This window comes from Peribacillus sp. 05N428 (genome assembly GCF_056397085.1).
The window spans coordinates 50447-72487 of the sequence record NZ_JBFTMS010000006.1 but is presented as its reverse complement, the minus strand read 5'-3'; the positions used below and the strand labels follow the sequence as shown (position 1 = coordinate 72487).

Genomic DNA, 22041 nt, shown 5'->3' with positions numbered 1-22041 from the left:
ATGCCTAAATCAACGATCGGAGTACCGGAATTAGTTGTGGAAAATCTAGAGTATGCAAGGAAAAGAAAAACCTATAATATGAGAATAGCCCTTGTTTATGCAGGTTTAATCGCCTACTTTCTTGTTGTTGCATATCCCTTATTATGGATGGTCATCAGTTCTTTCAAAAGCACAGAGGAAATTTTTAACCATAGTTGGTCACTTCCTCATACATGGTTGTTTGAAAATTATGTTACAGCTTGGAATAGTGGGATTTCTTCCTACTTTTTAAATAGTGTCATGGTTACTGGCATGACTTGTATGCTAACGGTTTTAGTAAGTGCGTTAGGTGCATACGGATTATCTCGCTTCGATTTTCGTGGAAAGGCTTTCATTTTGGTCATATGCTTAGGCGGTTTGATGCTATCTCCCCAAGTAAGCCTGATCCCTTTGTATAATATCATTCAGAAGCTTGGGATATATAACACCCATTGGGCGTTAATCTTACCTTATGTAGCTTACAGAATTCCGCTAACCATCTTGTTGATTCGTGCCTACTTCCTGTCCATTCCGAAAGAACTGGAAGAGGCTGCCCGGCTGGATGGGTGCACAAACCTTGGAATCCTTTTTAGGATTTTCATTCCCATGAGTAAACCTATTTTATTAACGACGGTAATTTTAACAGCCTACTATACATGGAATGAATTCATGTTCGCCATCATCTTTATAGACGATGATAGTTTACGTACGATACCTGCCGGTTTAATGCAATTCCGAGATGCATTGCAAACCGATTGGGGAGTGTTGCTTTCTGGATTAACGATTTCAGCGGCACCTATCGTCATTTTATTTTTATTCATGCAGAAGTATTTTATCCGTGGAATTGCTAGTGGAAGTGTAAAATGATAACAGGGGGAACAGGCATGAAGCTAATTGGAATTGGGGATAACGTAGTAGATTTTTATAAAGACCAAGGAAAGATATATCCCGGCGGCAATTCATTAAATGTGGCAGTAATGTGCAATCGTTTAAATGATGAGCAATCTTCATATATTGGCATTGTAGGAAATGATGGGGCGGCAGACCATGTGTTGGAGGTATTGCAAAAGGAAAAGATGGAGATTAGTAGAGTAAGACAAGCAGTAGGAGAGAATGGTATGGCCGTCGTCGCGTTGGATAAGGACGGGGACCGAATTTTCATTGGTTCCAATAGAGGGGGAATTCAATCCAGATTGGGGATTGTACTGAATGACGAGGATTTGGATTATATTCGGCAACACGACCTTCTTCATACAAGTGTTTATAGCCATATAGAGCATAACCTCCCATCATTAAGCCAACTCATTGACATTTCTTTTGATTTTTCGACAAATCAAGAGGAACCCTATTTACAAAAAGTTTGTCCGTATGTGACATATGCATTTTTTTCAGGAAGTAATTTAAACGCTGCAGAGTGCCATGCACTGATTCAAAAGGTGCATTCGTTGGGCTCAAAAGTGGTATGTGTTACTCGTGGGGAAAAGGGAGCACTCTTATCAATTGAAAATCAATTATATGAACAAGCTATTATCCAAACCAAAGTTGTAGATACATTGGGGGCGGGAGATTCATTTATTGCTGGTTTTCTCTCATCGTATGTCCAAGGGCAAGATGTAAATATAGCTTTACAAAAAGGAGCTTTAGCTGCCTCCCAAACCTGTCAGGATTATGGAGCTTTTGGGTATGGTAAAGAATATATTCCTGACCATATGCTGGTTTAACGATTTATAGATGGAAAAAGGTAACGAGATCCCGGATTAGGAGGGGGATTCGTTACCTTTTTCTTGCGACATGGAACTATCAATCGTAAAGGTCACACGATTGGCAGGATAATATAAGAAAGAGGAATGGATGGGCTGCTTCTTTGCGTCATATGCCACTTTCTCCACTTTGAAAAGGGGATCTCCCACTTCGCACTCTAAAAATTTTGCTTCATCTGCATTTGCCAATACCATATTTAAAAGTTTCGTGTTATGAACAGGAGTTATATTATATTTATGCTTTATGGTGTCATACATGGAAACGGAGTTATGGACATGTTCATTTAAATTAGGCAGAACCTTTAAGGAATAATGAGAAATTTCCAAGGTGAGAGGTTGATTATCATAGTATAAGATCCGTTGTAATTCAAGAACATCATTTTCAGGAGTAATCTCCAAGGATTTAGAAATATTAGCCGGTGCGGGTATGATCCCAAATGAAAGGATTTTAGTTTTAGGTATCTTCCCTAATTCTGACATATATTCAGCATGACCGTTAACAGCAAATAGTTCCCTTTTTACTTTAGGATATTGGACAAATGTTCCCTTTCCTTGTTGGCGTATTAGAAGACCCTCTTCCACCAAGTCCAAAACCGCTTTTCTAACAGTAATGCGACTTACCCCATATATGTCACATAATTCTGTTTCGGTTGGTAATCTTTCGCCAGGAGAGTATATCCCTTTGTTTATATCTTCGATAATAGATTGTTTCAATTGCATGTATAATGGTGTAGAACTATGAGTGTTGAGTTTCATATTTTCCCCTTTCTCTTATTTTTTTCTTTTATTATAACGTAATGTGATGTTATAGTACAAATCATCAATTCGACTAAATGCATAGCCAATATATATATATGGTTAAAGGCATCCGGCAACAACGATCCGAGATAACAATGTCGGAATCGTTGTTGTGGGAAAATATGCATTTTTGCACAGCTAACATAAAAAGAGTATACATTAGTGCAGCTCCCAACTTTTAGCTAAAGCTGGTGGCAGCATCATAAAATAGTCATAATACGACATCAAATTCCAACATATTTCTACTTTTCCATTTTGTATAATGAGATAGAAAAATATTTTAAGGGAGTGATTGTTGTCATATGAAAAACAGGAAAGTTATTTCAACTCTGGGAGTTGCCGTTTTATCGGCGAGTATTGCGGCACCAGCATTTGCAGCTAATGAAACATCCCCGGGAACACCCATTCAACAAACTTATTCGGTTTCAGGTTTTACAGATCATGCTGAACTAGGGAAAAAGCTAGAACAAATTGCGAGTGATAGCCAAGGTAAAGTAAAAGTGGATGTAGCTGGATATTCCAATAGACATAGAGAAATCTATAAAGCAACCGTGGGAACTGGCGACAAAGTCGTTTTCATTCAAAGTGAGATCCATGGAAATGAGAAAACTGGTACGGATGCCATCTTGAATATCTTGAAGTTTTTGGGGACCAACTCACCTGAAGCGGAAAAAATTCGTAAAGAAATTACCCTTGTCGCTTTGCCTAAAATGAATCCCGATGCCGCTGAATTGAACCGTAGGGGAAATGATATGACCTGGGCAGAGGTCGTCGACCAGTTTCCGCAGTTAGCAGGAGCGAATCCATCTTGGAACTATTATACATACAAAAATGAATCATTCGATTATGAGTCCAAACCTGGTTTCGATGTCAATCGTGACTTTAATCCTGATTTAAATTATATTCCCCAAGCTAAAGACTTCCCTGGAAAATCATCCACCCCTGGTTGGTTCATAACACCTGAATCACAAACAACACGTGATGTTTACAAGTCTCTACTGAAGCAATACGGAAAGGTGGAGATTTTTGTGGACTTGCATCACCAAGCTCCCTATTATGAAGTTGATGGAACGGATGATTTAGTCTCCTACTCGATTTCCGCTCAATTTGTACCTGATCCAAGCTCGCCTTCAGGACAAGATTATGCCAAATATGCAAAAAACTATAATTATGATTTTTCCAGACAATTGAATGTGGCGGTATATAATGCCATGAAAGAACAAGGTAATTCTCCATATGGGAATATATCCTTATATCCGCAAAACCAAAACCTTCCTGGAACGGCTTTAGGAGCCTTTGCTTTAAACGGAAGTGGGACAGTACTCTTTGAAGTTAGAGGTCAAACACAATCTTTTGGCCAAAAGAAAAAAGGCATGCTTATTAAAGCGGTTGAAAGAGGGTTATATGGAATAATTGATGGAGTTACTGATGGCTCTGTATATAAAATCAATCCGGAACAATACGAGTCAATTCCACTGACGGAGGGCAGGCAATAATAGAAATTGAGGAAATGATAGTTCTATCAACTTCCAGCCTATATTGAAGTAACCAGACGGAACTCTAGGCAAAAGTGTTCTATCTAAAAGGTAAGACAAAGTTGATTGGAGCGGGTGTTCGAGACTCCTGCTTAGAAAAGCGGGTCTAGGGGAGACCCCGCAGGCGAAAGCCGAGGAGGCTCCCCGACCGCCCGCGGAAAGCGAGTGCCCTACGTTCCAATCAACGTCCAAATTGTACAAGCCATAAAAATAGACAAACTCGATTTTCTTCAACGGGAACAAAAATGTTTTTTGAATATCGCCTTTGTAGAAGTAATTCTTTTCAAGTTATATTACGTAGAAGAAAACTATTTGGAAACATAGTCATTTTTCACTATTAACATAAAGTAGTAAAAATGTCAGAATATTAATAATAGTTATGTTTCTTGATTATTATATTTAATAAGGAGGGTTTATTTTGAATTTTAAAAAGAAAGTTCTATCAGTTTCATTATCTAGTTTAATGACGTTAGGCGCAGTAACAGCTGTTGCGTTACCAGTCGGAGCGGTTGGAAATGGCCCCAGTGCTGGAAATGGTCAAGTGACAACTTCAAATCTTCATACATATGAAAGCCTGGTGAGCTATCTTGAAACGCAGGATGCAAAACAAGAAAGGCTGGCACTGGAAGTAATCGGGGAAACGGTAAAAGGAAGGGACATTTACCTAGCGAAGTACATGTCAAATCCTAAGAATCCTACCATACTATTTTTAACGCAACAGCATGGAAATGAACAACTGACTACCGAGGGTGCACTCGAATTCATTAAACATCTAGGCACGAACAAGACTAAAGGTATTTTGGATAATGTCAATATACTGATCATTCCCATGTTAAATGCAGATGGAGCCATGGGAGATGTTAATTTCCCTCTTGATGACTATTTAGCAAAAGGTGATCGGCATTTAACACGGGCAAATGCAAATGGGATCGACTTAAACCGTGAGCATGATAAAAAAACTGATAACATGCAAGTAGAAGTAAAGGCTTTACACAAAAATGTATTTGCGAAATACGATATAGATTACATGATAGATTTACATCATCAAGGGACGCTAAGCGAAACGGACGGTGAACTTGTTTCAGGTTCAATTCTTTATCCTACAAACGCGAACGTAAAGCCTGAAGTGTTAGAAGCCTCAAAAAAATTGGGTGCTGTCGTATATAACTCCATTGAACCAACTGGTTGGGGGCATATTGGTAGGTATGATGGCGGTTCTGGAGAAAATATAGGCCGTAATGGTGCAGCCGTCCGTTATGACATTGCCACACTGCTCTTTGAGATGCGAGGTATGTCGGACCACAATGTCGAGTCTGTAGCGCTTGGACAAAAAAGTAATGGCTATCTAATTAAGCAAACGGTAACCACTTTGGATGCAGCTGTCAGAGCTATTGCCGATGATTCAATTGAAACTGTCGATGCAAGCTTTTGGGACACCCTGCCAACACAATCCAATCGGCCTGGGGCAGAATCAGACGAATAAAAGGATGGCACATCCCATTTTCAAAGGGATGTGTTTTTTATTTTTCCACACCGATAGAAGCTCGAAGTTGTTTTATGGAATGATTTATAGTCGAAGCAGCAGGACAAGGGTAAAGATTACATAGAAAAAAAGGCATCTGCTTTCACCTAAGATGCTCAGTTTGTCGACAAAAGGGGGTTCGGAATGATTTCACATAGAACCATGATTTTAAAGGAAGATTAGATGATCCTTAATGTTTTTTTCTGTTTTATGAAATCATCAATGGATGGAAGAAATTTGCGACACTCCTGCCGAATAGCTGGCTAGCCGAGACCCCACAGACGCTTGCGTCGAGGAGGCTTGGCAGACAGTCGGCGGAAAGGGAGCGGATTTCTGAAATCAGCTGGAACATTTTTAAAGAAAAAAGACTGTAGACAAATTCACTTTCTTCAAATTTGTCTACAGTCTGAGCATCTGTTTTCATAAACTGGTGCTTTTTGAATTTCAGGACTTTTTTATTTTGTACTTAGAGTTTTATATCATTAGCTTGGTTCTATCTGATCGATTAACAGTATCGGCCTATATGGCCAGTGTTTGTCCTATAAACTTTTTTCGGCTGAATTCTCCTTTTCTTGTTCTTCTTCTTCTTTTAGTTGTAAGGCTACTAGACTGGCAAAGTCATGAATGATGGTGGCTGCCAATAGTGATGTAATTTGTGTTGGATCATACGGCGGGAGGACTTCCACCAGGTCGAACCCAATAAAGTTGAATCCTTGCAGAGAGCGTATCATCTCAAGGGTTTCAAAGCTATTTAGACCGCCGACCTCCAATGTGCCAGTTCCAGGAGCGCAGGATGGATCGACAAAATCAATATCAAATGTCAAGAAACATGGTGTATCCCCAATGGTTTTCTTGACTTCCTTCACGACATCTTCGATTCCTCTCTTCTTCAGCTCGGGCGTAGTTATCACATTGTACCCTAGTTCTGTACTGGAATCTAAATCTCCTGGATGATTGAGCGTACCTCTGATGCCAATCTGGAAAACTTTATCCGTTTGGAGCAAACCTTCCTCATATGCACGGATAAACGGGGAACCATGCCAGTATTTTTCTTCGTAATAAGTATCCCAGGTATCTGTATGTGAATCAAAATGAAGAAGTGCAACAGGACCGTGGATTTTTGCGGCTGCTCTTAGATTAGCCAATGTTACTGAATGATCTCCTCCGATGCCTATTGGAATGATGCCGTTTTTCATCAAGTCTGACATAGCCTTTTCAATTAACTCATAGCTTCGATGTATATTATGGGGAATCACCGAAACATCCCCGATATCAATTGCATTACATTCGTCAAACGGAAATACCTTGTGAATGGGATGATAAGGAAACAACGTCATGGATGCTTGGCGGACTGCCTGTGGAGCAAACCGGGCTCCTACCCTGAATGAAGCAGCTGTATCAAAAGGCATACCTACCACTGCCAATTTGGCATTTTCTCTTGTAGAAGGTAAGCGCATAAATGATCCGGTGGTACAAAACTCTGGTTTAACATCAGGTGATAAAGGATATTTCATTTTTCTATTCCTCCATTTTCTTATAACTATAGTAGTTTTGAAACTCATTAAATGAATTCCTATAGATGATTAATCATGCAATTATCATGCCAAGTCACTGTGAGTGATTTAATGAGGGTTTTTACAAGATAACATGGGCTTTGTGTATGCAAAGGCGAATAAGTTATGGGAAATTGAATCGTCAATGAAGAGATGCTGGAAGACTTCATATCTGTGAATCAATCAATTGCGGGTAAGAATACAGGAATTAAGGCGTTTTTCGTTTGTCGAAATAAACCGAAATCATGTGGCACAGAAATTGCATAAAGGTATACAGGTAAAACTTTTAAAAAAGAGGGAGGCATGGGGATTATTCTAGTTAAGAAATTGAACTCACTAGTTTGAAAGCGGTTTCAAGGAGGAATGATAGGTGGAAAATGAGGTTACATTGAAAAGATCACTGAAATTATGGCAAATCGTAATGATGGGGTTAGCATATATGACCCCCATGGTTGTATTTGATACATTCGGCATTGTATCTGGGATTACGGGCGGCCATGTGCCGACTGCTTATATCGTTGCATTGGTGGGGATGCTTTTTACAGCTGCCAGCTATGGAAAACTTGTAAAGGTTTTTCCTGCTGCAGGTTCTGCCTACACTTATACGCAAAAGGCGATAAACCCGCATTTAGGATTCCTGGTAGGATGGTCCTCGTTGTTAGACTATTTGTTTTTACCTATGGTCAATGCATTGTTGACCAAAATTTATCTGACAGCATTATTTCCAGGAGTTCCTACATGGATTTGGGTAGTATTATTCGTAGCAATCGTCACCATTCTCAATCTCAGGAGCGTCAATGTACTTGCTAACTTTAATGCGCTTTTTGTTTTAATTCAGATTGCCATCATGGCAGTGTTCATCATTCTTGTTGTCAAAGGTTTGAATGATGGGGAAGGTACAGGAGAAGTGTTTACATTAATGCCTTTCGTAAATGAAGGGATGGACTTCTCGGCCATAATAACCGGGGCTACGATCCTTTGTTTTTCCTTTTTGGGATTCGATGCGGTAACGACCCTATCTGAGGAAACGCCAGATCCGAAAAAAACGATACCAAAAGCGATATTTTTAACTGCGCTATGGGGTGGAATCATCTTCATTACCGCATCTTTCTTTATTCAGCTCTTTTTTCCGGACATATCCCGTTTTAAGGAACCGGATGCTGCATTACCTGAAATCGCCCTTTATGTAGGCGGGAAGCTATTTCAATCCATTTTTCTTTGTACGACTTTCGTCAATACGCTAGCCTCTGGACTAGCATCGCATGCCAGCGTTTCCCGTCTTTTGTATGTTATGGGCCGTGATAAAGTGTTTCCGGAAAAATGGTTTGGATTCATTCATCCTAAGTGGAAGACACCAGCGATTAATGTACTCATAGTTGGAGTCATTTCAATGTCGGCTTTATTCTTTGATTTAGTGACAGCAACGTCACTGATCAACTTTGGTGCATTAATGGCCTTTACCTTTGTAAATCTTTCAGTGATCAGCCATTTTATCATTCGGGAAAAGGAGCACCGAACGGTAAAGGGGTGTATCAAATACTTAATTATGCCTTTAATTGGAGCTATAGCAATTGGCATTCTATGGATCAACCTTGAGGCAAGTTCCCTAATAATGGGGACAAGTTGGTTCATTATTGGTTTTTGTTATCTATTATATATCACAAAGGCATTCAGGAAGGCACCGCCCCAATACCAAGTTGAAGAAATTCAGCTATAAGACTTTGCAAGGAAAAACGCATCCGATAAGGATGCTTCAGAATGTAGACAAACTCGATGAAAATCGAGTTTGTCTACATTTTTTTTTGGCTTGTACAAATTTGGACGTTAATTTCCACTTCAGGCACTCGCTTTCCGCGGGCGGTCCGGGAGCCTCCTCGGCGCAATTGCGCCTGTGGGGTCTCCCTTAGACTCGCTATTCCCGCAGGAGTCTCGCACCTTCCGTTCCAATCAACTATGTTTAAAATTTTAGATGGAAGCTCCTTTTGTCTACAAACTGACGCATCCGATAAGGATGCGTCAGTTTGTATGCAATCCTGAAATGACTATGAATTAATACATATTCACGCCTCTAACGAAATGTAGTAAAACACATCCTTAAGCAGGCTATCTTCTTAGACGTAGAATTTCTTCACGTGCTTTTTGATATTTATCTATGGTTTTTTTATCGATTCGATGAAAAACACTTAAGTAAAGAGCATCAACCATGTTAAGTTGCATGATTCTAGATGCTATACTACCGATTCGTTGATCATGTTCGATGTCAGGAAAACAAAGTTGTATACTTGCTATTTTCAATAAAGGAGACTTTGTATAAGCGGTTATTGCCAATACTGGTACGTTTATCTTTTTCGCATATGAAGCCATCTCCAATATATCTTTTGTTTTTCCGGATGTGGAAAAAATGACCAATGCATCTTCTGGTGTGAAATTGGAAATATAGGAAATCACTGTATGAAAGTCAGTGTTCATTCCTGTAGTAACGCCAAGTTTAGCAAATTTATTACTAGCATCCAATGCAGCAGTAGAGGAGCCCCCGACACCAAAAAATGCAATTTTCTTTGCTAGGCTTAAGCATTCTACTGCTTTTTCAAACTCTTTTTTGTTAAGAGTTTGTACTAAAGAGTCTAAAGCAAATTTATTGCTCATAGTTACTTTTTGGAAAAGTTGATAGGGCGTATCATTTTCACGCAGTAAAGAAAGATCATTAATGTTGGCATTATTTGAACTCATTTCTTTCACCAATGTATGTTGAAAGGTTTTAAAGCTGTCTATACCCATTCTTTTACAAAAACGCACAACACTAGCTTGGGAAACATTTGCGTTGGTTGATATTTCAGAAATCGTGTAAGTTTGCACCAAATCTGCATGGTCCAATATATATTTGGCTACTTGCCGTTCAGCACGAGACAAGGAATCGGCTTTTTCATTTATTTTTTGTAATAAAGTTAAGCTCATGATATGTCCCCTTTATTAAATATTTTATTAAATGATGTAAATCCCTATTGTTTCATTTATATCATAAATGAAATGTTTTTTGCACATAATGCAAAAAAAAATGCCATAAAAGAAATTTTATTTCTTATTTTATTAATAAAAACTTGATTTTTTAATTCTTTTTTAATAAGATGAGTTTGTATGAATATTCAAAAAAATATGTTATAAGGAGGAGATAGTTTGAATCGGGCCATTTTACTTGTAAGTCATGGGAATTTAGCTTCGACTATGAAAGACTGTGTAGAGCTTATAGCAGGGAAACAGAATCAACTCTTTGCATTAAGCATGGATGATCAAGTAACGTTAGATTCATTTGCAAGAGAACTGGAATCGGCAGTCAATCAATTGTTGGATTGGTACAAAGAAATAATCATTCTGGCAGATATTAAAGGGGGTACCCCATGCAATGCAGCTACACTTCAAGTGTTGAAAGATAGCCGGGTACAAGTAATCGCTGGTTTTCATTTAGGTTTAGTTATTGAATCTTGCCTTTCACCTGTAAGTCCCGAAGAGCTTATAGCTAATACCTCTATGAGTATTAGCTATATAAACTCTACAGTTAACCCCATAAAGGAGGAATTGTAATGAGTATCGTTGTTACCCGTATCGATGAAAGACTCATACATGGGCAAGTTGCTTATTCATGGAGTGTTGCTTATCAAGTTACAGAATTTATTGTAATTGATGATAGGGTTGCAACCGACCCTACACAACTTTTGTTACTAAGCTTGGCAGTACCTTCGGGGAAAAGATATGCTATCCTTTCTGTCGAAGATGCAGTCAAATATCTGGTTGAGCAGTCTGATCAGGAAAAAACGTTTATTGTAGTAAAAAGTCCTCGAGTCCTTTTATCTCTCATTGAAAAAGGTATCATTCTGCCTTCTATAAATGTAGGTGGCATGTACTATAAAGCAGGAAAACAGGAAATAAGTAAAACAGTCTATTTGGATGAAGAAGATAAATCTACTTTCCTCAAGATTAGAGATCACGGGATCCCTTGTGAGATCAGAACCTCTCCTAATGATAAATCGATTGATTTATTCACCAAGATTTAATGGTCGAAAAGATAGTCAGTGTAAAAAGGGGGAGGAAAAGTGGAAATTGAGTTAATATCAGCGATTTTGTTAAGTGGTTTTGTTGCAATTCTCATGACCGAAAATTATGGATATGGATATTGGATGATTAGCCGTCCCATTTTTGCTGGGCCATTGTTAGGACTAATGATGGGAGACCTACAGACTGGATTGATTGTAGGGGCCAGTGTGGAATTGATGTTTATGGGGGTCTTGCCCATTGGAGGTAGTGTTCCTCCTAATGCACAAATTGCTGGTCTAATGGGGACTATTTTCGCGATTAGTGCTGGGGGGAAGCCTGAGGTTGGAATTGCTCTGGCATTACCAATCGGTATTTTAGCACAATTTTTAATCATGCTAGCTTGGAATTTTAATATTTATCTAGTGCATCGGGCAGACAATGCTTTACAAGAGCTAAATCTAAAAAGGGCAGAACGGCTTCACCTTTTTGGAATAATCGTTTTTTTTACAGTTATGTTCATTCCAACTTTTTTAGCCGTTTATTTTGGTAGTGAATTTGTAAATAATATCGTAGGCTCAATGCCTTCTTGGTTTATGGAAGGATTAAAGATTACAGCAGGAATCCTACCCGCAATTGGAATGGCCATGCTCCTGAAAATGATGAACTTCAAGAAGTTTTGGTCATTTTTCCTAATTGGATTTGTTCTGGCAGTCTACTTGGAACTAAATGTACTTTCGATAGCCTTTTTGGGTCTTGGAATCGCGGTCAGCATTACAGCAGTGGGAACGAAAGGAAATGATAGTGGAATTTCCGGTGATTCCCCCAGCAAGAGTACAGCTAAAACGACGATTCTGACAAGGAAAGATTTAATGAAAACATTCTTCCGCACTTTCTTCAGTATGACGTCTATAAATTATGAGCGTTATGGCAGTTTAGGATTCTGCTATGCGATATTGCCGGCACTCAAAAAACTCTATCCAAATAATCAGGATTTAAAAGAATCGGTTGTTCGTCATAATGAATTTTTTAACTGCCATCCGTATACTTCCAATGCCATCATAGGTGTTACTCTTGCACTTGAAGAACAACGAGCACAAGGTAATCCCATCACATCTGACACAATTTCTTCTACGAAAGCCGCATTGATGGGACCGCTCTCTGGAATTGGCGATTCTGTTTTTAAAGCAACTTTTATGACCATTTTTGCTGCAATCGGCGCTGGTTTGGCGTTGGATGGAAATTCACTTGGACCCATTATATTTATTGTGCCAAACGTCTTGCTCAATATTTTTTCTCGTTACTACGGTATTGTCTATGGGTACCAGTTTGGGATAAGCCTAATCCTAAAAATGAAAGACTCTGATGTGCTAAATAAGTTTGTTCAGGGAGCTACTATTGTAGGATTAATGGTAACAGGATCAATGGTAGTGAATTTTGTTAAAGTGGCCGTGGCTGCTAAATGGAACTTTGGTGGAAAAGAAATAAATTTACAAGAACTTCTTGATTCAATTTTACCTGGGCTTTTACCCCTCCTCTTAACACTTGGTTTCTTATGGGCATTACTTAAATATCAAAAAGCTATCTACTGGTTAATCCTCCTTTGCTTTATGGTAGGATTAGCTGGTAAATTCTTGGGGGTTTTTTAGGTGGCAATTATGGATAAAAAAAACGTACTGGAATCTATTAAGAATGGATTGATAGTTTCGTGCCAGGCTAGAAGGGGATGGCCGATGTATGGGGCGGAAATCATGGGCGCATTAAGCAAGGCTGCAGAAAAGGGAGGCGCAGTTGGTATTAGGGCTAACGGGCCAGAAAATATTAAAGCGATTAAAAAGGTAACAAAATTGCCTGTATTAGGTATTCACAAGCAATGGACCGAAGAATGTGAAGTATATATTACTCCTACCTATGAAAGTGCTATAAGCATTATTGAGGCTGGAGCGTCAATCGTAGCATTAGACGGGACTCAACGAAAGCGCCCTAATGGAGAAACGTTAGAAAGAATCATAGGTAAAATCAATAGTGAGCATCCCAATATTTTAGTAATGGCAGATTGTGCGACTTATGAAGAGGGACTAATCGCAGAAAAATTCGGTGCTGATATAATATCAACCACATTGTGTGGGTATACAGAGGAAACAAAATACGTGAAGGAGGTTGATTATGACCTTATTCGAAAACTCTCTTCTGCCTTAAATATCCCCATCTTCGCTGAAGGGCATATTCATACGAAAGATCATGCTAGAAAAGCTATTGAAAGTGGTGCTTTTGCAGTCGTAGTAGGAACGGCCATTACTCGCCCGGAAATTATCACAAAAAGGTTTGTAGATGAGTTAAACCTGTTGGTTGGTAAATAGAAGTTTCAATATATATTTAGAGTATTTTTTTAAGCTGAACAGTTGGTTCCTAGGATTGACTGCCGTTGATTAGATTTGTACCATCATTTGGCATCTGCTACAGATCAACACTTTCTTTTTCAGGATAAACAAAAAAAGAGCACTCAATGAATGTTTATACATTTATCTGGTGCTCTTTTTTGTATTTAATCATCCCTTTTTACATATGCAAATCTGAATTGCTTATGAATTAATACATATGTCTTGATGATTGTATGTGTGATATGGATGAGGGCAAATGGCGGTATGGTGCTATTCATACAATATCCTCAAAGCTGGCATGAAAGTTGCTTAATAAGTAATAAGAATAAAAGAGAGGTGCTAAAATGACAGAGAAAATTAAGGTTATTGAAAAACGTCAATTGGATAATCCATTGCAAGAATTCCAGGATATCTTAAAAGAAGCGATTCATGTTTTGGACTATCCAGAGCAGGTTTTTGATTTTCTGAAAGCGCCAATGCGTTTTCTGGAAGTCTGTATTCCTATTCAAATGGATAATGGCGAGACAAGGATGTTTCAAGGGTATCGTGCTCAACATAATGATGCAGCCGGCCCAACGAAAGGGGGAATCCGGTTTCACCCGGATGTCACTCCTGAAGAAGTTAAGGCATTGGCCGGATGGATGAGCTTGAAATGCGGAATAACCGATCTTCCATACGGAGGGGCAAAAGGCGGCATTGTGTGTGATCCCAGACAGATGAGTTCATCTGAGCTTGAACGATTAAGCAGAGGGTATGTCAGGGCAGTAAGTCAAATAGTGGGCCCTACAAAAGATATCCCGGCACCAGATATGTATACGAATTCACAAATCATGGCCTGGATGCTGGATGAATATGATCACATCAGGGAATTCGATTCACCTGGCTTCATTACAGGAAAGCCTCTGAGATTAGGAGGATCGAAGGGCAGGGAAAAAGCCACTTCCAAGGGCGTATTATATACACTTCAAATGATTTGTGATTTAAAGGGGATTCCTATTGAAGGCATGCGGGTAATCATCCAGGGATTCGGGAATGTTGGCAGTCATTTAGCATTGTATTTACATGAAATGGGGGCTAAGGTTGTCGGAATAGCGGATGAACTTGGAGGTTTATATGATCCGAATGGATTGGACATTCCTTACCTTTTGGATAACAGGGACTCTTTTGGGGTCGTTTCGAACTTATACAAAGATTCATTATCCAATCAAGAATTATTGGAAAAAGAGTGTGATGTGCTGATCCCCGCAGCCATTAGCGGAGTGGTGAATAAGGATAATGCAAAACGACTAAAATGTGAAATCCTGATTGAAGCAGCAAATGGGCCGACGACAAAGGAAGCGATCAAGATTCTCGATGATAAAGGTATAGTGCTAGTCCCGGATATTTTGGCGAATTCAGGAGGTGTGATAGTCTCGTATTTTGAATGGTGCCAGAACAACCAAGGTTATTACTGGACGGAAGAGCTTGTAGATGAACGATTGAAGGAAAAGATAACGGCCAGCTTTTTGAATGTCTACCATACTTCACAAAAATATTCCGTGAACATGAAAGTGGCTGCTTATATTGAAGGGATTCGCAAAATAGCGGAAGCATCCCAGCTTCGGGGGTGGATCAGGTTCTGAACGAATTATGGTTTACAAGAAAGGAGGCAATCCGTTGAATTTTGATATTCTTTCCGAAAATAAAGAAAACCAGGCTATTCATCATTATTGCTTATTGTCACAAGATTATAGATATGATGTAACCATTGTATATTCGGCCCAGTTTTTCGGTAAAGCAATGGTGACTTCCATGCAAAGCGGAAGAATGATCCTGCTTTGTGCCAATGATATTAATTTGGATCAGTACTGGGCTCCGACCCTTGGCATTGAACAAGAAGATATATCTGAGTTCCAAAACTTTCTTAGGTTAGTTTTACAAACCCCATTTCATTTTGAAGAATACTGAAGGAAGGAATGATGTAAATGTACGTTGATGTGATTCTTAGCCCTTGTGATGGCAGGGTTGAAAAAATTTCAATATCCAAAAATTCAAGATTTTACGAATGGGAACAATTATTTCAGATTAAGAAGGCAGATGGAAGTGTGGAAATCATTGATATTGGTGTCAGCGGGAAAATTGAAACTTTGGAGGTATTGGAGGGCGAACCCGTGGTGGCCGGCGAGGTCCTCGCCTATTTTAAAGAAGATTTATTTGTGACCGGCAGCGATTAATATAAAGCGAAAAGAAGATGAAATGATTCATCTTCTTTTTTGGCTTATTCGATAATCCTCCACTGCTCTCTTATTTTCATGGTCCCCTATACCCCAATTTTGCAGAAACCCGAGTGCCAGTTTCCATCACATTCTTAATGAGGAAATCTAGTCTATCATCTGTCAGGTTAAAGCTGACAAAGCCAATGCTCACCGCACCGTGAACTTCCCCAAAATGGTTCAATATCGGCACGGCAACAGAACATGTACCCTCTGTTCTTTCACTGTGACTGATTCCATGTCCCTTCTTTTTAGTCTCTTGCAATATATCCCAAAAAGCTGCTCTTTCTTGAGTTGGCAGAAGAGCATCTACGATTTTTTTCGTTTGATTATATGGCATATAGGCGAGCATCGCTTTATTGGCAGCCCCGATATGCATAGGTACACGTGAGCCAAGCTGGTCATAAACCCGGATTTGGCTTTTTTCACTGTCGATTCTTTCGATAACGAGTGATTCCATACCGATTGGTTGGCTTAGATAGACGCTTTCCTCCACTTTGTTCATCAGCCTTTCGAGTTCAGGCCTTATTTGACTAATGTAATCCATTTTGTCATACATGCGTAAACCATATTCGAGCCAAATATTCCCCAAACCATATTGTTTGGATTGCCCGTCCTGTTGAATTAATCCATGCAAGGACATTGCCTTTAACAAACGATGCATGGAGCTGACAGGAAGATCACATTCTTGGGAAAGTTCCGTAATTGACAGCCAGTTTTCCGAAGAATTGGATACCAGCACCTTTATAACGTTCATGGCGCGGTCAATTGATTGCATATACAAACCACCTATCTTTCCATACAAGTTAAATAAAAAGTTAATTTATTTGAAAATTTAAAACATATTGACATTATACCAAAACAAAATTTATAATAAAAGAAAAATTCCTATTAGCGGAAACGTTTTCCACTATGCGGAAAAGGAGGGGGAGGCAGTGACATTTTGTTCGTCCATGTACAAACCATTGGAACGTGTCATTGTAAAACATCCGAAAGAAGCTTTTATTAGTCAAGAGCATTTAAGCCAAACATGGGAGAACTTCAATTTTTTGGAAGAGCCAGATTTCAACGAAGCGCTAACGGAGTATGGTGACTTTATATCCATTTTGGAGAAATATGTCCCAAACATCGATTATTTGCCAGCATCTTCGGTAGTTGGCATTGACTCCTTATATGCGCATGACCCAGTCAAATTCACTAGCCAAGGGGCCATTATTTTAAAGTCGGGGAAAGAATCGAGGCAGCCTGAAGCGACTGTATACAAGGAATACTGTAAGGAAAAGAACATCCCGATCATTGGATATTTAGCGGGTGATGCGGTCGCGGATGGCGGTGATATCGTTTGGCTTGATGATAAGACCTTGGTTGTCGGGCATGGTTATCGTACAAACGCTGAAGCCATTCGGCAATTAAAGGAAATGACCGCACATCTTGTGGATGAATTCATCGTAGTTCAGCTTCCGCATGATCAAGGAGAGGCAGAGTGTCTCCATCTCATGTCTTTCATCAGCATGGTCGACCATGATTTAGCGGTAGTTCATTCCCGCCTTATGCCTGTCTTTTTCAGAAAACTGCTTATTGAACGAGGCATTCAGCTTATCGAAGTGCCGATTGATGAGTACTTGAACTTGGGTTGTAATGTGCTTGCCATTGCTCCGCGGGTTTGCGTGATACCTTCTGGTAACGCTTACACGAAGCAAAAGCTTATTGATGCGGGAGCGACAGTTTATGAGTACAAAGGAACTGAAATCAGTTTCAAGGGAACTGGAGGTCCTACCTGTTTAACCTGCCCGGTGGTGCGTACAAATATTGATGAAGGGGGATTGAAATGAGTCAATTACTATGGGGTACTCCAGAAACGCTCCGTGCTTTGTTGTGTGAACTTGTTAGCTGGGAAAGCCGGACTCTTACACCAGGGGAGCGAACGTTCCCTTATAAAGTGCAAGAGAAATTAAGGGAGCTTGATTATTTTAAAAGGAACCCGGCACACTTATCGCTTCACGAGGCAGATTTAGGAAGGAATTTTGTCAATGCCTTTTATAAACATCCCGATAGCAAGGAGACCGTAGTATTAATTAGCCATTTTGATACGGTTCATACTGAAGAATACGGTGACCTTGAGTCTCTTGCATTTCAACCAGAGGAGCTCACGAAAAAACTTCATGATAGGAAAGATGATCTGCCGGAAGAAGCGCGCATTGATCTGGAATCAGGAAAGTACTTGTTTGGTAGAGGAACGATGGATATGAAAATGGGGCTTGCCCTTCATATGGCTATCATCGAAAAGGCAAGCATCGAACAATGGCCGATCAATCTCCTGCTGTTAACGGTCCCGGATGAGGAAGTGAATTCTGCGGGAATGAGGGCTGCAGTTAAAGAACTTGTGGCTTTACGTGATAAATATGACCTTTCCTATAAAATGTTTTTTAATAGTGAACCGTCCTTTTCACAGAAACCGGGTGATAATAATCATTATATTTATTCCGGAACTTTGGGGAAAATCATGCCCGCTGCCCTTTTTTATGGGAAAGAAACTCATGTAGGCGAGCCATTAAAGGGCATAACCGCTAACTATATAGCCTCGTTTCTCACGCAGCTCATGGAGTGGAACACTCTTTTTCTGGAAAGTGACCTTGGCGAGGAAACACCTTTACCAGTATCGCTTCAGCAAAAAGATCTAAAACTACAATATTCAACACAGACACCTTATCGGGCAGCCGCGCTTTATAATGTGTTCATCATGAAAAGAACAGCTGCAGAAATAATGGATTTATTCGAGCAGGTTGCGAACGAAGCAGCGATGAAATGCAATGAATCTTATAAAGAACTTTGTCTGCGTGAACAAATTGAAGGTGTAGGCGAAGTACAAGTATTGCGCTACGAAAAGTTACTTTCATATGCCGAGGGCAAATTTGGCGGGAGTTTTGTTCAGCAAATAAAGAGTGAAGTTAAAGGAAACAAGGATTTGGATGAACGGGAAAAATCAGTGCGGATCGCTGAAAAATTGATGATACAATGTCAGGAGCTTTCACCCGCCATTGTATTGCTGTTCGCACCGCCATATTATCCAGCCGTCAATTCGTCCGATGATCCGCTTATCATCGAATCTGTGAAATTAATGAAGGAAACGGCCAGAAAGTTTGATGAAGAAGTCAGACAAATTCATTATTTTAATGGCCTTTGCGATTTAAGCTATGTTCAATATACTGATGACTCTGACGGCTGGACGGCTTTTGAAAAAAATACACCAGTCTGGGGCGATACTTACAGCATTCCTTTTGCCGATATGCAAAAACTTCAGGCACCCGTACTTAATGTGGGGCCATTCGGCAAGGATGCCCATCAGCGTACTGAGCGCCTTCACATCGATAGCGCCTTTGTCCATACGCCCGTTTTGCTTGAGAAGTTAATAATGAGTATGTTTAAGTGTTTGGTTGAGAAGTGATGGTCCGACAGGAAAACTGGATTAATAGTATTAAACTTTAACTGGGGGTTTTAATATGAATGACCTGCCTAATGGTCCAATCACTTCCGAGCCGCTTAATCAGAATAATAAGCCACTTAACCAACTAACGGAGTTACCGGAAAAAGGGATAAATCCTTTTGTATTAATGTTTATCGTAATTGTGATAGTGACGGTTCTAACCTATATCTTACCCGCAGGCCAATATGAAAGAATTGAAAAGGATGGCCGAAGTGTAGTCGATCCCACTTCTTTTGAATTCGTAGAATCAACACCTGTGGGATTATTGGAAATGTTCAGCAGCATTCACGCAGGGATGATTGAAGGAGCGTCAATTATCTTGTTCGTCTTTTTGTTTGGCGGAGCACTGGGAATCATGCAGGCAACAGGGGCACTGGATTCTTTCATTAAGTTTGTGGCTGTCCGATTCGGAACAAAAGAAAAATTGCTTATTCCGTTGATGGTATTAATCTTCGCATCATTAGGGACACTGATCGGCTCTGCTGAAGATGCTTTAGTTTATATCGCCATCATTGTTCCGATGACGATCGCATTAGGGTTTGATGCACTTACTGGTTTTGCGATCGTCATCCTTGGAACTTTGGCGACTGGATTCATTTCGGGCATTACGAACCCATTTAATGTTGGAGTTGCCCAAAGCATTGCAGAATTGCCCATGTATTCGGGAATGGGATTGCGGATCGCTCTTCTTGCAGTGTTTTATGTCGTTACAGTATTGTACATCTATTTCCATGCAATGAAGGTAAAAAGAAACCCTGAACTGGGGGAGTATGGGAAATTCAGGCGTGAAGAACATGGACAACTTGATAAAAACTTTAGGATGAGCAAAAGACATAACGCTGCTTTAATTATTTTATTGGTGAATTTCATCCTATTAGTCTATGGAGTTATTAAATTAGGATGGTATATAAGTGAAATTGGCGGCTTGTTTTTATTAAGCGGGATCATAATGGGCCTAATCGGAGGCTTGACTCCGTCCAAGATGGCTAATGGTTTTATTTCAGGAGCAGGCGATATGGTTTCCGGGGCATTGATAATAGGTGTTGCTCAGACAATCTTGGTCATCATTACAAGTGGCGGTTTGCTTGATACCATTTTATATTATGCTGCAGGATTGGTTGAGCAGCTTCCTCCCGCCATAAATGCAATCGGAATGTTCATTGTCCAATTATTCCTTAACTTCATTGTTCCATCAGGAAGCGGACAAGCAGCATTGACGATGCCGATCATGGCTCCATTAGCGGATTTAATGGGTGTGACAAGACAAACGGCAGTTTTAGCTTTCCAATTAGGGGATGGGATTTCGAATATGATATTCCCTACTTCTGGAGTGCTATTGGCTGGACTGGCAGTGGCAGGCATATCATTTACGAAATGGGTAAAATGGGTATTTCCCTTTCTTTTGATTCAGGTTGCCGTAGCGATTATCTTTTTGATCACTGCTCAAAGCATACAGTATGGCCCTTTTTAAAGATCTAAAAAATCTGAATATTGGCACTACAAGGAGGCGTTTATGATGAAGACAATACAGGAGACAGTTGTGGATGAAGTGATTTCATGGAGACGTCATTTTCATGAAAATCCGGAGCTCTCGTATCAGGAGCACCAGACTTCCGAATTCATCTATAGGAAATTAAAAACCTTTACAGGATTAGAAGTGACGAGACCTACCGAAACGAGTGTTTTAGCGGTTCTCAAAGGCGCAAAAAAATCACCCCGAAAATCGTATACCATTTCCTTTCGTGCAGATATTGATGCACTCCCGATTGAAGAGGAGGCAGATATTGAATATAAATCAAAAAATCCAGGGGTTATGCATGCATGCGGACATGATGCACATGCTGCGATGTTATTAGGTGCTGCAAAAGTCCTCTCCGGGAAAAAAGAAGAGATTAATGGAGAAATCAGGTTTATTTTCCAACACGCCGAAGAGGTTCTGCCAGGAGGAGCTCAGGAATTGGTGAAAAAAGGGGTCATGGAAGGAGTGGATTATGCATTTGCACTGCATGTTACTCCTTATGAACGAACAGGAACCATATGTTTAAGGGAAGGGGTATTCTGTGCAGCAGCCGATGATTTTGAAATTAAAATCATTGGGCAGGGCGGTCATGCGTCGACTCCGGAATTAACGGTAGATCCGCTTATCATTGGTGCAGAAATAACGACGAATATTCAACATATCGTTTCCAGAAAAATTTCAGCTCTTAGGACACCTGTCATTTCAGTCACCCAGTTCCATTCCGGAAGTGCGCTGAATGTCATACCTGAATATGCAGAAATCGGCGGTACCATTCGATCCTTGGACTCTGATAGCCGAGTGAAAGCAAGGGAGTATCTAGAGCAAATCGTTAAGGGGATTTCAGAAACGCATGGGGCAAAATGTGAAGTCACTTGGTATTTAGGGTATCCAGCGGTGGTGAATGATAAAGCTGCCGTTGATATTTCAAGAACGGTCATGGAAGGTATTTTTGAGGAAAATAATATCATCCAGGTTGATGATCCCATGTTTGGGACAGAAGATTTCTCGGCTTTTTCCGAAATCGTTCCCTCTTCCATGCAATTTCTAGGCGTCCATGATAATGAATTTGGAAAAGCTTATCCTTTGCACCATCCTAAATTTAAAGTCGATGAGAAGGCTTTAGGGTATGGAGTAAGATATTTTGTAGGAATAGCGGATAACTTATGCGGTCATCAAAATAATTGAGAAAGCAT

General features: G+C 40.0%; 20 protein-coding genes. 16 read left to right on the top strand and 4 right to left on the bottom strand.

The window, feature by feature from the left end; genetic code table 11:
• Positions 1 to 78: 78 nt before the first annotated feature.
• Both AC1DIV_RS07985 and AC1DIV_RS07980 read left to right on the top strand, forming a co-directional pair.
• Entirely contained in the window at positions 79 to 885 is an 807-nt protein-coding gene (locus AC1DIV_RS07985; RefSeq protein WP_226990416.1) for a carbohydrate ABC transporter permease, read from the top strand.
• 17 nt (positions 886 to 902) lie between these two features.
• A complete protein-coding gene (locus AC1DIV_RS07980; protein WP_340876779.1) occupies positions 903 to 1739 on the top strand; it encodes a PfkB family carbohydrate kinase in 837 nt (278 codons plus the stop codon).
• A gap of 36 nt (positions 1740 to 1775) precedes the next feature.
• On the opposite strand, the gene AC1DIV_RS07975 is transcribed toward AC1DIV_RS07980, so the two are convergent.
• Positions 1776 to 2534 carry a GntR family transcriptional regulator gene (locus tag AC1DIV_RS07975; RefSeq protein WP_340876778.1) on the bottom strand — a complete coding sequence of 253 codons (759 nt, stop codon included), beginning with the start codon at positions 2532 to 2534 and terminating at the stop codon, positions 1776 to 1778.
• 344 nt (positions 2535 to 2878) lie between these two features.
• On the opposite strand from AC1DIV_RS07975, the gene AC1DIV_RS07970 reads away from it, so the two are divergent.
• The gene (locus AC1DIV_RS07970) at positions 2879 to 4072 is read left to right on the top strand and encodes a M14 family zinc carboxypeptidase (RefSeq protein ID WP_048680271.1); all 1194 of its coding nucleotides are present in this window, start codon (positions 2879 to 2881) and stop codon (positions 4070 to 4072) included.
• A 457-nt stretch (positions 4073 to 4529) separates the two neighbouring features.
• Positions 4530 to 5594: a M14 family zinc carboxypeptidase gene (locus AC1DIV_RS07965; RefSeq protein WP_340876776.1), complete on the top strand. Its 1065-nt coding sequence runs from the start codon at positions 4530 to 4532 to the stop codon at positions 5592 to 5594.
• A gap of 578 nt (positions 5595 to 6172) precedes the next feature.
• Here the strand turns inward: AC1DIV_RS07965 and speB are convergent.
• Positions 6173 to 7147 (bottom strand): agmatinase, encoded by a 975-nt coding sequence (gene speB, locus AC1DIV_RS07960; protein WP_340876775.1) that lies wholly within the window; start codon positions 7145 to 7147, stop codon positions 6173 to 6175.
• A gap of 409 nt (positions 7148 to 7556) precedes the next feature.
• Here speB and AC1DIV_RS07955 point away from each other — a divergent pair, with 409 nt between their 5' ends.
• Positions 7557 to 8903 (top strand): APC family permease, encoded by a 1347-nt coding sequence (locus tag AC1DIV_RS07955; protein WP_048687571.1) that lies wholly within the window; start codon positions 7557 to 7559, stop codon positions 8901 to 8903.
• Between the two features lie 386 nt (positions 8904 to 9289).
• Here AC1DIV_RS07955 and AC1DIV_RS07950 read toward each other — a convergent pair whose 3' ends face one another.
• Positions 9290 to 10144, bottom strand: a complete 855-nt coding sequence (locus AC1DIV_RS07950; protein ID WP_422121646.1) for a MurR/RpiR family transcriptional regulator — start codon at positions 10142 to 10144, stop codon at positions 9290 to 9292.
• A gap of 216 nt (positions 10145 to 10360) precedes the next feature.
• Here AC1DIV_RS07950 and AC1DIV_RS07945 point away from each other — a divergent pair, with 216 nt between their 5' ends.
• The 7 genes from AC1DIV_RS07945 to AC1DIV_RS07915 all read left to right on the top strand — a co-directional run bounded on the left by AC1DIV_RS07945 (position 10361) and on the right by AC1DIV_RS07915 (position 15806).
• On the top strand, positions 10361 to 10765 hold the full coding sequence (locus AC1DIV_RS07945) for a PTS sugar transporter subunit IIA (protein WP_340876774.1): 405 nt from the start codon (positions 10361 to 10363) through the stop codon (positions 10763 to 10765).
• Positions 10765 to 11235: a PTS sugar transporter subunit IIB gene (locus AC1DIV_RS07940; RefSeq protein WP_340876772.1), complete on the top strand. Its 471-nt coding sequence runs from the start codon at positions 10765 to 10767 to the stop codon at positions 11233 to 11235. The genes AC1DIV_RS07945 and AC1DIV_RS07940 overlap by 1 nt, the downstream gene beginning before the upstream one ends.
• A 39-nt stretch (positions 11236 to 11274) precedes the next feature.
• Positions 11275 to 12861 (top strand): PTS system mannose/fructose/sorbose family transporter subunit IID, encoded by a 1587-nt coding sequence (locus AC1DIV_RS07935; protein ID WP_340876770.1) that lies wholly within the window; start codon positions 11275 to 11277, stop codon positions 12859 to 12861.
• A 9-nt stretch (positions 12862 to 12870) separates the two neighbouring features.
• Positions 12871 to 13572 carry an N-acetylmannosamine-6-phosphate 2-epimerase gene (locus AC1DIV_RS07930; protein WP_340876768.1) on the top strand — a complete coding sequence of 234 codons (702 nt, stop codon included), beginning with the start codon at positions 12871 to 12873 and terminating at the stop codon, positions 13570 to 13572.
• A 365-nt stretch (positions 13573 to 13937) separates the two neighbouring features.
• Positions 13938 to 15215, top strand: a complete 1278-nt coding sequence (locus AC1DIV_RS07925; protein WP_048687572.1) for a Glu/Leu/Phe/Val family dehydrogenase — start codon at positions 13938 to 13940, stop codon at positions 15213 to 15215.
• 34 nt (positions 15216 to 15249) lie between these two features.
• Complete coding sequence (locus tag AC1DIV_RS07920) at positions 15250 to 15540, top strand: SAV0927 family protein (RefSeq protein ID WP_034307765.1); 291 nt, start codon at positions 15250 to 15252, stop codon at positions 15538 to 15540.
• A 17-nt stretch (positions 15541 to 15557) separates the two neighbouring features.
• On the top strand, positions 15558 to 15806 hold the full coding sequence (locus AC1DIV_RS07915) for a biotin/lipoyl attachment domain-containing protein (protein ID WP_048687574.1): 249 nt from the start codon (positions 15558 to 15560) through the stop codon (positions 15804 to 15806).
• A 76-nt stretch (positions 15807 to 15882) separates the two neighbouring features.
• Here AC1DIV_RS07915 and AC1DIV_RS07910 read toward each other — a convergent pair whose 3' ends face one another.
• On the bottom strand, positions 15883 to 16623 hold the full coding sequence (locus tag AC1DIV_RS07910) for an IclR family transcriptional regulator (protein WP_048687575.1): 741 nt from the start codon (positions 16621 to 16623) through the stop codon (positions 15883 to 15885).
• A 175-nt stretch (positions 16624 to 16798) separates the two neighbouring features.
• Here AC1DIV_RS07910 and AC1DIV_RS07905 point away from each other — a divergent pair, with 175 nt between their 5' ends.
• The 4 genes from AC1DIV_RS07905 (at position 16799) to AC1DIV_RS07890 (ending at position 22033) form a co-directional block, all read left to right on the top strand.
• On the top strand, positions 16799 to 17677 hold the full coding sequence (locus AC1DIV_RS07905; RefSeq protein ID WP_340878548.1) for a dimethylarginine dimethylaminohydrolase family protein: 879 nt from the start codon (positions 16799 to 16801) through the stop codon (positions 17675 to 17677).
• A complete protein-coding gene (locus AC1DIV_RS07900; protein WP_340876767.1) occupies positions 17674 to 19290 on the top strand; it encodes a M20/M25/M40 family metallo-hydrolase in 1617 nt (538 codons plus the stop codon). The genes AC1DIV_RS07905 and AC1DIV_RS07900 overlap by 4 nt, the downstream gene beginning before the upstream one ends.
• Before the next feature lie 166 nt (positions 19291 to 19456).
• Positions 19457 to 20800, top strand: coding sequence for a YfcC family protein (locus AC1DIV_RS07895; protein ID WP_340878546.1), 1344 nt, complete (start codon positions 19457 to 19459; stop codon positions 20798 to 20800).
• Positions 20801 to 20842: 42 nt separating this feature from the next.
• Positions 20843 to 22033 carry an amidohydrolase gene (locus AC1DIV_RS07890; protein WP_340876766.1) on the top strand — a complete coding sequence of 397 codons (1191 nt, stop codon included), beginning with the start codon at positions 20843 to 20845 and terminating at the stop codon, positions 22031 to 22033.
• Positions 22034 to 22041: the final 8 nt, after the last annotated feature.

What these genes read in the sequence shown, in the direction of transcription:
- AC1DIV_RS07970 (WP_048680271.1), top strand. Translation starts at nt 2,879, where the DNA reads ATGAAAAACAGGAAAGTTATTTCAACTCTGGGAGTTGCCGTTTTATCG.
- AC1DIV_RS07900 (WP_340876767.1), top strand. Translation starts at nt 17,674, where the DNA reads ATGAGTCAATTACTATGGGGTACTCCAGAAACGCTCCGTGCTTTGTTG.
- AC1DIV_RS07915 (WP_048687574.1), top strand. Translation starts at nt 15,558, where the DNA reads ATGTACGTTGATGTGATTCTTAGCCCTTGTGATGGCAGGGTTGAAAAA.
- AC1DIV_RS07940 (WP_340876772.1), top strand. Translation starts at nt 10,765, where the DNA reads ATGAGTATCGTTGTTACCCGTATCGATGAAAGACTCATACATGGGCAA.
- AC1DIV_RS07975 (WP_340876778.1), bottom strand. Translation starts at nt 2,534, where the DNA reads ATGAAACTCAACACTCATAGTTCTACACCATTATACATGCAATTGAAA.
- AC1DIV_RS07890 (WP_340876766.1), top strand. Translation starts at nt 20,843, where the DNA reads ATGATGAAGACAATACAGGAGACAGTTGTGGATGAAGTGATTTCATGG.
- AC1DIV_RS07980 (WP_340876779.1), top strand. Translation starts at nt 903, where the DNA reads ATGAAGCTAATTGGAATTGGGGATAACGTAGTAGATTTTTATAAAGAC.
- speB (WP_340876775.1), bottom strand. Translation starts at nt 7,147, where the DNA reads ATGAAATATCCTTTATCACCTGATGTTAAACCAGAGTTTTGTACCACC.
- AC1DIV_RS07930 (WP_340876768.1), top strand. Translation starts at nt 12,871, where the DNA reads ATGGATAAAAAAAACGTACTGGAATCTATTAAGAATGGATTGATAGTT.
- AC1DIV_RS07910 (WP_048687575.1), bottom strand. Translation starts at nt 16,623, where the DNA reads ATGCAATCAATTGACCGCGCCATGAACGTTATAAAGGTGCTGGTATCC.
- AC1DIV_RS07985 (WP_226990416.1), top strand. Translation starts at nt 79, where the DNA reads ATGAGAATAGCCCTTGTTTATGCAGGTTTAATCGCCTACTTTCTTGTT.
- AC1DIV_RS07905 (WP_340878548.1), top strand. Translation starts at nt 16,799, where the DNA reads ATGTACAAACCATTGGAACGTGTCATTGTAAAACATCCGAAAGAAGCT.
- AC1DIV_RS07895 (WP_340878546.1), top strand. Translation starts at nt 19,457, where the DNA reads ATGTTTATCGTAATTGTGATAGTGACGGTTCTAACCTATATCTTACCC.
- AC1DIV_RS07925 (WP_048687572.1), top strand. Translation starts at nt 13,938, where the DNA reads ATGACAGAGAAAATTAAGGTTATTGAAAAACGTCAATTGGATAATCCA.